Source organism: Microcoleus sp. PH2017_28_MFU_U_A (assembly GCF_020738035.1).
Taxonomy (GTDB): Bacteria; Cyanobacteriota; Cyanobacteriia; order Cyanobacteriales; family Microcoleaceae; genus Microcoleus.
Map to the genome: position 1 here is coordinate 1 of NZ_JAEQCX010000187.1, position 10,068 is coordinate 10,068.

The 10,068-nt window shown below is 47.3% G+C and carries 13 protein-coding genes; 5 read left to right on the top strand and 8 right to left on the bottom strand.

Annotation, left to right across the window (positions count from 1 at the left end):
- Window positions 1-637 precede the first annotated feature (637 nt).
- A complete protein-coding gene (locus JGK14_RS32855) occupies window positions 638-1,669 on the top strand; it encodes a glycosyltransferase (protein WP_293187033.1) in 1,032 nt (343 codons plus the stop codon).
- Between the two features lie 149 nt (window positions 1,670-1,818).
- Here the strand turns inward: JGK14_RS32855 and JGK14_RS32860 are convergent, their stop codons facing one another.
- Entirely contained in the window at window positions 1,819-2,001 is a 183-nt protein-coding gene (locus JGK14_RS32860; protein WP_293187034.1) for a hypothetical protein, read from the bottom strand.
- 220 nt (window positions 2,002-2,221) lie between these two features.
- Between JGK14_RS32860 and JGK14_RS32865 the strand changes: the two genes are divergently transcribed.
- Window positions 2,222-2,995: a DUF1350 family protein gene (locus JGK14_RS32865; RefSeq protein WP_293187035.1), complete on the top strand. Its 774-nt coding sequence runs from the start codon at window positions 2,222-2,224 to the stop codon at window positions 2,993-2,995.
- 15 nt (window positions 2,996-3,010) lie between these two features.
- Here the strand turns inward: JGK14_RS32865 and JGK14_RS32870 are convergent, their stop codons facing one another.
- Window positions 3,011-3,520 carry an ATP-binding protein gene (locus JGK14_RS32870; RefSeq protein ID WP_325315963.1) on the bottom strand — a complete coding sequence of 170 codons (510 nt, stop codon included), beginning with the start codon at window positions 3,518-3,520 and terminating at the stop codon, window positions 3,011-3,013.
- Window positions 3,521-4,069: 549 nt separating this feature from the next.
- Window positions 4,070-4,426 carry a hypothetical protein gene (locus tag JGK14_RS32875; protein ID WP_293203583.1) on the bottom strand — a complete coding sequence of 119 codons (357 nt, stop codon included), beginning with the start codon at window positions 4,424-4,426 and terminating at the stop codon, window positions 4,070-4,072.
- Window positions 4,427-4,543: 117 nt separating this feature from the next.
- Here JGK14_RS32875 and JGK14_RS32880 point away from each other — a divergent pair, with 117 nt between their 5' ends.
- Window positions 4,544-5,680, top strand: coding sequence for a PP2C family protein-serine/threonine phosphatase (locus tag JGK14_RS32880; RefSeq protein WP_293187038.1), 1,137 nt, complete (start codon window positions 4,544-4,546; stop codon window positions 5,678-5,680).
- A 56-nt stretch (window positions 5,681-5,736) separates the two neighbouring features.
- Here the strand turns inward: JGK14_RS32880 and JGK14_RS32885 are convergent, their stop codons facing one another.
- The 5 genes from JGK14_RS32885 to JGK14_RS32905 all read right to left on the bottom strand — a co-directional run bounded on the left by JGK14_RS32885 (window position 5,737) and on the right by JGK14_RS32905 (window position 8,073).
- On the bottom strand, window positions 5,737-6,063 hold the full coding sequence (locus JGK14_RS32885; protein WP_293187039.1) for an STAS domain-containing protein: 327 nt from the start codon (window positions 6,061-6,063) through the stop codon (window positions 5,737-5,739).
- A 231-nt stretch (window positions 6,064-6,294) separates the two neighbouring features.
- Window positions 6,295-6,882, bottom strand: a complete 588-nt coding sequence (locus JGK14_RS32890) for a hypothetical protein (protein ID WP_442921501.1) — start codon at window positions 6,880-6,882, stop codon at window positions 6,295-6,297.
- A complete protein-coding gene (locus JGK14_RS32895) occupies window positions 6,882-7,097 on the bottom strand; it encodes a hypothetical protein (RefSeq protein WP_325315965.1) in 216 nt (71 codons plus the stop codon). Before JGK14_RS32895 ends, JGK14_RS32890 begins: the two co-directional genes overlap by 1 nt.
- Window positions 7,098-7,148: 51 nt before the next feature.
- Entirely contained in the window at window positions 7,149-7,697 is a 549-nt protein-coding gene (gene dps, locus JGK14_RS32900; protein WP_293187041.1) for a DNA starvation/stationary phase protection protein Dps, read from the bottom strand.
- A gap of 115 nt (window positions 7,698-7,812) precedes the next feature.
- Window positions 7,813-8,073, bottom strand: coding sequence for a sulfiredoxin (locus tag JGK14_RS32905; RefSeq protein WP_293187042.1), 261 nt, complete (start codon window positions 8,071-8,073; stop codon window positions 7,813-7,815).
- Window positions 8,074-8,518: 445 nt separating this feature from the next.
- On the opposite strand from JGK14_RS32905, the gene JGK14_RS32910 reads away from it, so the two are divergent.
- Together JGK14_RS32910 and JGK14_RS32915 are read left to right on the top strand one after the other, a co-directional pair.
- A complete protein-coding gene (locus tag JGK14_RS32910) occupies window positions 8,519-8,773 on the top strand; it encodes a hypothetical protein (RefSeq protein WP_293187043.1) in 255 nt (84 codons plus the stop codon).
- Window positions 8,774-8,955: 182 nt separating this feature from the next.
- Window positions 8,956-9,927 carry an Hpt domain-containing protein gene (locus tag JGK14_RS32915; protein WP_325315966.1) on the top strand — a complete coding sequence of 324 codons (972 nt, stop codon included), beginning with the start codon at window positions 8,956-8,958 and terminating at the stop codon, window positions 9,925-9,927.
- Window positions 9,928-10,068: the final 141 nt, after the last annotated feature.

Consider the following 10,068-nt stretch of genomic DNA (forward strand, 5'->3'; position numbering starts at 1 on the left):
AAAAACAATTCTAGCGGTCGCTTTTAGCCATGAGTCACCCACTATTTTCAGCCAATTTAACGAGTTGTGGACTTCCTTCTCGACCTTAACAGGCTGGCTGGTACTGACAGAACTGCGGTTTACAAACCGGATAATTGAGCCTTGGTTTTCGGCATTGCAGATATTATCTCAATTCTAGACTTATCTTTTCCAGCAAGCTTTGACTAAGTTTAGATAACTATTTCGCCCTGTAAGTTAACCTCTTCTTTCCCCCAAGGCAGGAAGTTTGATATAGGAAGTTAATTTTCTTAATTTCCTGTCATAAAACTTAATAAAGCTGTATAATCCTTTGCGGAAAGCACTGTTGATTCTATGTAGATATACGAACGCTCAGAAACAGCATCCTATTTTTGCCCTTGCTGGCATACACGCCAGGGGGTGGAAGCTGGAATCATCTAGCGCCGGACATTATGCTTTGCAACTTAACTGCTCAAACGCGAGCTTTCATCGCACTAGATCCCAGTCAGTGCGCTTCACAGCCAGCAATTTTCAGTTTCAGCGGAAAATCCTTACTTTCTTCGTATTCTAATTTCAGGGGTCATATGTGGCGAAGACTATACTTCGGCGAACAACTACCAAAACACAACTAATTCAAGTTATGAACAGCCCAAAAGTCAGTGTAATAATTCCTGCATTCAATGCAGCCGAAACCCTGGCCGAGGCCGTTGCCTCCGTAGTTAATGGCAGCCACAAGCATCTAGAAATTTTAATTGTTGATGACTGCTCGACAGACGATACTAGAAAAATTGGTGCTAGGCTGGCCAAGCAAGATTCGAGAATTAAGTTCTATAGAAATCCCCACAATTATGGGGTTTCCAAGTCAAGAAATTTAATGATCAAGCGGGCAACCGGCAAGTATGTAGCGTTTCTAGACAGTGACGATACCTGGGAACCCAACAAGCTAGAAGTTTGTTTGAAGATGCTCGCAGACAATCCCGAAGTCAAAGCAGTTGCTCACGCTTTGCGGTATTTAGACAAGCATGGCAACAAGTTGAGTTACGTTCCTACCTATCCTACAACTAAAGCCGAAATGCAGGCGATTAAGGAGACAGGCGAAAGTCCTTGGGTTTTCCCGTCTTCTGTGGTAGTCGATCGCTTCATTTTGCTCAAAGAAGGTGGCTTTGCAGAAGATTGGGAGGTAGGAGAAGATACAGAGTTATTTACCAAAATTGCTCAAAAGCACGGCTTGCTAGCCGCGACAGCACCTTTGGGAAATTATCGAATTAGAGGAAACTCTCTCACAGACAAGCACTGGCTGAAAAAGCGCATAGCTTCTGAATGTGTCAAGGAAAACCAACTGCGGCGCTTGCGGGGAGAAAAAGAGTTATCGCTCAACGAGTACGAACAGTTGTGCTTTAACAATTTGCCCCTTTTGCCAAGGCTCAACAAATTCCGAGAAGTTTTGGCACTGCACTACATGAGAAAGGTGGGACAAAGTTGGTTGAATCGGGAGATTGTACTGACTCTGATTTATGGCATCGCTACGACAGCCCTCAATCCTCAAGCTACTCTGAACAAGTGGAAATGGATGAAATCTCACGAGAAGTTGAGCCGTCAAACGACAGAAAGCACCCGTCATGCAGCAGAATTTAATCCCCAGCGATCGTCGGAAGTCAGCGGTTTTTCCTAAAGGCTCTTGTATTTGTATGCAGGTTTTAATCTAAGACGGTTCGATCTGAACCGTCTTGGAGATAAAAGCCTCTGAAAAATAGATACGCTCGATCGCTCTGGCGTCGCGCGATCGCAACAAAGCGTTAACCATCGCGTATAGTGTTATATTCAGCCGCCAGCCTCAACCCGAGCGAGCCGGAAATAGCAGCCTGTGCCCGCCGTGCTATTTGCTGCCAAAACAATTAAAATAGATAAGGTTTCATTCAGTTGACAGTTGACAATTGACAGTTGACAGTTGACAGCAGTTGACAGTTGACAGCAGTTGACAAAGAAGGAAGAGGATTGGAGCAATCAATCGTCTTTTTTAAATTCCTCCCGATCGGGGTTCCGGCTTTAAACCAATTATTTATGGTAAGTAAAAAGCCAAGTTTTTTGAATCAAAAAATGGGTAGGAAACCTATTTGTTAGGCAGAAAGTAAAAGCAAAAAAGTAACAAAAATTATGCTTTCTACCTTTTTACCTGATACCTTCAGAGAACGATCGCCTTTTTACTTTGAACTAGACTAAATTTATGGACTGGCAAGAAATTTCTGGCAACTGGGTATTAATTCCCTCAAACTCGAAACCGATCGCGATCGTACATTTTCTCGGCGGCGCATTTGTAGCTGCTGCACCGCAACTGACCTATCGGTGGCTGTTAGAGGCCTTGGGGAATCAAGGATATGTGGTAGTAGCAACCCCGTTTGTCAATACTTTGGATCATATTGCGATCGCCCGCGATGTCCTCAACAAGTTTGAAAATGCCCTCGATAGGTTGCGCGCCAAGAAATTGCTCAAATCTTCCTATCTGCCTGTCTACGGCATGGGGCACAGCATGGGATGCAAACTGCACTTGCTGATCGGCTCGGTGTTTGACATAGAAAGAGCCGGCAATATTCTGATCTCTTTCAACAATTATGCAGCATCCGAAGCAATCCCGATCGTCGAGCAAATTTCCCCCGTCTTTAACGTAGAGTTTACCCCTTCCCCCCAAGACACCAACCGCCTCGTGCAAGATAGCTATCAAATCCGGCGCAATCTTTTAGTCAAATTTAACAGCGACAACATCGACCAAACCCTGCTGTTAAATGGTCTGCTAAAACAAAGATTTTCCGACATGATTACAGTTCAGACACTGGCCGGCAACCATCAAACGCCATTAGGTCAAGATGTTAGCTGGCCTGTCGGTCAAATTTTTACACCCTTCGACGCGATCGGCCAATGGGTAAAACAAGAAGTGTATCGAGAATTAAATCAATTAAAACGGACAATTCTGCTGTGGCTAAACCCTCTGTCGCGCGTTTAAAAGCCGATGAGCCGATCAACCCAAAAGTTCGTCCGGCAACTGCAAAATATCATCTTCGTCGTCCGTCTCGGGGATAGGAGTATAGTTTTTGACGATCGACAGACAGTTACGACCATCAGCCGTTCTGGTATAACTGAGACTGTCTGCGATGTCTTTCATCAACTTGAGGCCCCGCCCGCCCGAAGCTTCAGGATCGATCGTTTTCGACATATCTTGAATTTTTCGCTCTAAATCAAAGGGAGAGCCCGAATCCCAAATTTGAATCTCTACAGATTCAGCAGACACCACCACGTTAATCTCCACCGGCAAATCCGGCCGTTTGCCCTCGTGGGCGTGACGCACCGCATTTGTAAAGCCCTCAGCCAAAGCCAACTGACAGCGTATCCACACACTTGTAGGAATTCGCTGCTCGTACAACTGGGCAAACCAGGACAAAACTGGCTCTAAAGCACTCTGGCCAGTATTGACTTGAAGAGCCGCTTTCTTTAGGACTTGCAACTTTTCGGAACCTTTTAATTCAATCACGCTCAGCCACTAAAATTATAGTTCCGTGACATACTCCTACACTGATTGCAAGCAATACAGTGTAGGCTTCTCATCCAATCCAGCTATTGCTTCGGAGGCGATGAGCTTTGTTTTAAGTCCACGGAATGCCCTACCGCAGACTGTAAATTTCTTACCTTGTACCCTACAAATTTTACTGCCCTGGATGAGATGCTGGCTGATTCGCACTATCGGACAAACCCGGAGGTAATTTGCATTAATCAAGATGTGCCTACTTGCTTCTATGCTGTGCAACGGAGTCGCTTACCAATAATCGCAATGCTACTGGACAGAGGCTGATCAGACACCGATAGGGGTGAAGTTAACCAAATTTATTCTATCAAATTTATGGGTACAAACAAAATATGACAGCTCATTTCCGACCTACCCTCTTCCCTCGCCTCCGGCATTGGTCAGAGGATTGTCGTCAACTCGCTCGCAATTCATCTCATCACCTCCCTATCGGGCAGGTGAAAGGCTTCTTGCTGTTTTATTAGCTAAAATAGAGGCAAATATTATACTGCCTGTACTTTACGTTGTTAACTTTTTTGCCAAAATGCGGGCAACTGCTAGCGCCAACATCACCCATCGCAGTTCTTCAATGGCAGCGTCATTTTCCAGTTGCTGCTGCGGCGGCTGACCGTGTAAAACCAAGCAAAATTGAATGGGAGTTCGACTGTACTGGCTTGTACTGCTAAAAAAATAAATGTCAAATCGAGTAATTAGCTGTTTACGATACCAGAAGTCGCGCCCCGATGTCAATTCGCCCCTGCTGCCCAAAAAAAATCTATCAAAGTTTATGTTCTGAGGATAAACTGGGTGAAGTTCGACCCAACCAAAATTTGCATCAAATTTAAAGGTAAATTGAACTCGATGGCTGGCCGGCAAAAGCATTTACCTGAAAAGCGATGTTATTAGACTATACTCAATCTCAGACAATCGCCCTCACAGGATATATTTTAAATGACCCCCAGACCTTTGAAAGACTTGTAGTACCCGAGTGCCATGTTTCAAATTCTGGTTATTGACGATGATACGGCTGTTCAAGAACTGCTGAGAAGAACCCTGAAAAAACAGGGTTACGAAGTGACAGTAGCAAGCAATGGCGAAGACGGCGTGGCCCAGGCGCAAAAATTGCGTCCGGCGCTGATAATTTGCGATTGGATCATGCCGCGTTTGACCGGCATTGATGTTTGCCGTCGAGTTAAGGCTGATCCGGAACTGTCAACTACACAATTCTTTTTGTTGACTTCTTTGGGTTCGATCGCCGATCGAGTCAAAGGGCTTGACGCCGGTGCCGACGATTTTATCTCCAAGCCGATCGAACTCAACGAATTGCAGGCGAGAGTACGCGCAGGATTGCGGCTGCACCAACTCAGCCGAGATTTGAAAATTGCCAAGCAAAGCCTGGAAGCAGAGTTAGCCGAAGCAGCGGAGTACGTGCAATCGCTGCTGCCCGATCCGATGACGGAACCTGTCAGCATCGAGGCAAAATTCATTCCCTCCCGGCAGTTAGGCGGAGATTGCTTCGACTACAACTGGCTGGATGCCGATTATTTGGCGATTTACTTGCTTGACGTAGCCGGTCACGGGTTGCGGGCGGCGCTGCCTTCTGTGGCGGTGCTGAATTTGCTGCGATCGCGCGCACTGCCCAACATTGACTACTACAAACCGAGCGATGTTTTGCGGGCCCTCAATACCACCTTCCAGATGAGCTACCAAAATGACAAATATTTCACCATCTGGTATGGCGTTTACAACCGCATTACTCGGCAGCTAACTTACGCCAGCGCCGGCCATCCCCCGGCCGTGTTAATTTCCCAGTCCCCTGCGAGCACGGCTAAAATCAAGCAATTAAAAACCCCCGGAATGCCAGTTGGGATGTTCCCCGACGCCCGCTATGTCGATAATTGCTGCGATGTCGAGGATTTAAGCACTCTCTACATCTTTAGCGACGGGGTATACGAGATTCACCAACCTGACGGCAATATCTGGGGGCTAGACCCTTTCATCGACCTGCTAGCATCTTACAACGGTGCAACTGCCGATCAGTTAGAACTGGTTCTGAACTACATTCAAAAGTTGAACGCTAAAGCAGTTTTTGATGATGATTGGTCTTTACTCAAGATCAACTTTGGCTAGCTGACCTCTTGCATCACATTTGCAACCAAATGGCAAGAAGACAGCAGCCAAAAGAGTTAGTTAGTGGAGACAATTTTGCGATTAAAAGCATCCCGGGTCGGAAAGATCTCGAAAACTCGATCCATGCTGGTGAGTTCAAATAAAATGCGGATTTGCTCGTTGATAGAACAGACGACTAATTGACTCCCAGCGGCCCGGACTGTTTTGAGCGCTAATACTAAAGCGCCCAAACCAGAACTATCCATAAAAGTCACATCAGTGAAGTCTATCAATACCACATCGGCTCCCGCTTCCACTAGGTCGCTAATCTCTTGGCGGAATTGACTTGCCTTGGTGCCGTCTAAAATGCCAGAGGGCTGAATAATTTTAACTACAGGACTCATATTTTGCGATGGGAATGTCAGAATTTCTAGCCAGACTAGGCTAAGTATAGCTGCGAGATGGACTCCGATCCAAATAAGAGAAACGGAAAATCCGAGAACGGGAGAATATTGTTGAGTGCAAGAGATGGCGCTCTTTGCGGATGGGAACGCCGATCGGACTCGCAGCGCTTCGCCACCGCGAGTGAATTGTGAGAGGGGGACAATTTTTGTTCTGCTGAATACAGAATGGCATCAAACTAAGCTAACTTTGGCGCGGTAGAGGAGTTTATCGCCTTGTGTGTAGCCTGTATAGCGGACTTTGACGGGTTCTCCGGCCTGGGCTGTTCCTTCGATGAGCTGGTGCTGTTGCGGGTTGTAGGGAATCTCTGCTCCGACTGGGGCGATCGACTCTATGCCCCAATGCTGCAATAACTGCTCGACGGGGCGTAGCAACGGCAGCAGTTTCTGGGCCCGCAAGTGGTGATTTTCCTGAGCTTTGCTGGCAGCAGTCGGCCACTGCAACATCCAAGATTCTAAAATTTGTACGCTAGCAAGCTGGAATTCCTCCATCAAAGACGATCGCTGCTGTGCGATCGCAGCTTGGAGGCGCTGATATTCTTGTTCTAAGGCTGTGGGTGGTGCCTTTTCTAACTCTACAAAGTCTGGCGCCAAGGTTGCGAGCAGTTCGGTTAAGGAAATTTGCAAAGCTTGACTGATTTTGAGCAGGATGTCGGCTCGGGTTTTCAAAGCTAAGCCGCGACGCAGGCGGATGACCTGAATTTCGGGAACTCCTGCTTTTTGGCTGAGTTCTCGATCGCTCGAAATCCCGGCCTGTTGCATCAGCCGTTGCAGTTGAGGAGCATAATCTGGAATATTAGCTGCCACGAAAATTTCATCCAAATTAATAAATGGACATATTCTCGATCGTAAACTGTCGGGAGCCGATCGGAAATACATCTTTGGGGCGGGCTAGGAGCAACGGCCCACAAAAGTTGTGGCACAGGCCAGAAAGCCTGTGGCGGGCTCTCCGGCCCACCCCACAAAAGTTGTGGCACAGGCCAGAAAGCCTGTGGCGGGCTCTCCGGCCCACCCCACAAAAGTTGTAGCTATTTGACGGCAACTTTCTCAGCGACGGCTGTTGCAGTTGTCGCAGAAGCTTGCAAATGCGCTTCTAGGAACCACAAACGTTTGTCAATAGCCCGCGAAATTTCGGTGTACAAGTCGGCTGTATCGGCGTCGCCAAGTTCTGATGCTTTGTCGATCGCAACTCGTAGATGTTGGGCGTAGGGTGCATAGCGATCGGCTAAAGCAGTGACGTATTCCTTGCCATCTAGAATGTCGAAAGGAAATTCTGGCAAAATCGAATCTGCGGCGGCTGTGCGGGCTGTTCCGACAGCCAAACCGCCCAAAGCAGTGACTCGTTCAGCAACCGTATCGACGTATTCTTCGAGTTCCCCGGCCATTTCGTCAAACAGCAAATGCAACTGATAGAAGTCCATGCCTTTGACGTTCCAGTGAGCTTGCTTGACTTGAGTTTTTAAGTCCAGAGTGGTTGCTAGCGTGGCGTTGAGCAGCCCGACTATTTGAGAGCGGGTGGCGGCTGACATATCGATGCGCGTCGGGTAAAGGTGTTGTTTGTGGTTGTTGGTAGTCATAGGTTTTTAGGTTGTTAGTGGTGATTGTCGATCGAATATCTGAGACTGTTTGGACAGTTAGTTTTGGCTGTTTTGGCTGTTTTGGGCGATCGAATATTTGCCTGTCGTGAATTGCTCAGGCTAGGTGCATCTGCAACACAGCACGGGGAGCTCGGCGGATTTTGCACGGGATAGTTTCTAAACCGAGGCGCTGGCAAGCTTCGTACCGGTGGCAGCCGGAAAATCCGTAATACTGGCCATCTACTTCTAGCACGTCGATGGGCTCGTTTAAACCTACCTCCCGGATGGATTCCATGAGGGCGGCTACTTTAGTTTGGTCGTTGACTCGCGGCAGGGGGCGGCGAATCTGGTTGAGAGGAATTTCTTCGATCCTCATGGCGGCTCTCTTTTTTGCTTCTTGTTAAATCATACTCGTAATGACTTCGACTTGGCAAGAGAAATGTCGGGAAATTTTGAGCTTGGGAGAACGGGGGCGTGCGATCGACCGTTTGCTGTAGTGTTTGAGGTATAACAAAAAGACAGAGGTCAAGCCTGTTTTTAGCGGTAAACGCGTTCAGCGTGGTTTATATAGAGCCTCAACTGGCAAAACAATCAATGCTGAACCAACGTAGATGTCTAACATTGACTACTTTTGGGTAGCTTTGTCCAGGTTTTTACGAGCGGTTAGAAAATCCTAACTACTGCTATTTTGGCAGGAAGTCCCCAAAAATAATTTATTGGTAACACGCAGCACCGCTAGGATTTTTCATGCCTTTCGATAGATCGATCGACCTCAACGTTCTAGGTACAGTGGGACAAAAGATAAATTGTGGTTTGATATTATGGCATCATCCCAACCCCTCAAAGGTCTTGAATTGATCGACTGCGCCAAAGCCAATGCCCAACAAGGAATCACCACAGCCGCCGAGCTTTGCGGCTACGGAAGCGACCTCAACACTTTTGAGCGGGAACTCAAAGAGGCTTGCCAAAAAATCGGCGTCGAAGTCAAGGAATTGAACGACTTGATTACGGATCAGCAGATGATCAAACAAGGAATGGGCATCGAAATTGCTCCAGATACTCCCTCAGAACTCTAAAATCGATCTCCAGCACACCAGGAAAGAGAGCTAAAACCGCCCAGACACGAGTATTGTCAGTCTTTCACAAGAGGCAGGCTAGAATATTTTGCATGGGAGCTTCTGACTTTTGGCAGGAGTCGTGTTTCCTCCCACGAAGATGGTTCTTTCTGGAGGATGCTGAGATTGTTAGGAGGACTGTCGTGTCAGATCAGCAAGACCGAATAATGCGTTTGTTTATAGAGGAGGCTAAGGAGCACCTCGATACTCTAGAAAATGGTTTGGTGGATTTGAAGTCCACGATGAAAGACCCCGAAATGGTCCAAGAGATGTTTCGAGCCGCCCACTCTGTGAAAGGAGGGGCGGCTATGCTCAGCTTGGATAGTATTAAAACAACCGCTCACCGCTTGGAAGATTGTTTTAAGGTACTCAAGGATGGGCCCGTCAAGCAAGTTGACCAAACGGCAGAATCTCTATTTTTAAAGGGAGTTGATACGCTTAAAGACTTGCTGGCGCGACTGGAAGGGCCTTTTGGCTTGAGGAATGAAGAGGGAGAAAAACTCGTCCAGCAGGTGATGCCAGTTTTTGCTCAACTGGAAACTCATCTCAACAACTTGGCGGCGGGCAAAGTTGTGGCGGTTGCTACTGCTGGAACTCGTGCACCTGTCGCGGCTCCAACAGCGGGCGCCGCGCCGGGGAATTTTGCTGTTCAAGTGATGGTTTTACTGAAAGAGATGTTGCAGGTGTTCAAGCAGAAAGAATCTGCTGCTAGCCGTCAGGAATTGGCGACTGCGTGCGCTCGACTCTATAAGTTGGGAGCTAAATTTGAGCCTTGGCAAAATTTAGTTAAAACTGCTAGAGGGGCGATCGTTAATCCCAAAAACTCTTATAAAGTCTTAGCTCCGCTGATTATCAAAGAGCTCAAGGATGCGGGAGATTTGGTGCAAACGGGGAAAGTTAAGACGATCGCTCCGAGTAAAAATTTGCTACTTTTGGTAGCAGCCCCAAAACCAGCAGAGGTAAGCACCCCAGCAGCCCCAGCAGCAGCGTCGAAGCAAGTAGCTCTTCCCGCTGAACCTAAGGCGGTAGTCAAGCTTTTGCTCAAAACCTTCAACAAAAAGCAACTCTCGGAAATTGCCAAGTTACTGGTTCACGCCATTAAATCCTCTTCCTAGGAGCAAGAGTTAAGTGGCAAATAGTTTGCTAAACTTATCTAAAGTTGATTGCTGAGAGTCAGTTCCATGTTTGCCGTCAAGCGAGCGCTCAAATTAAATAATACTGAAGCAACCTTGATGGCAAAACACGCAGGCTTTCGG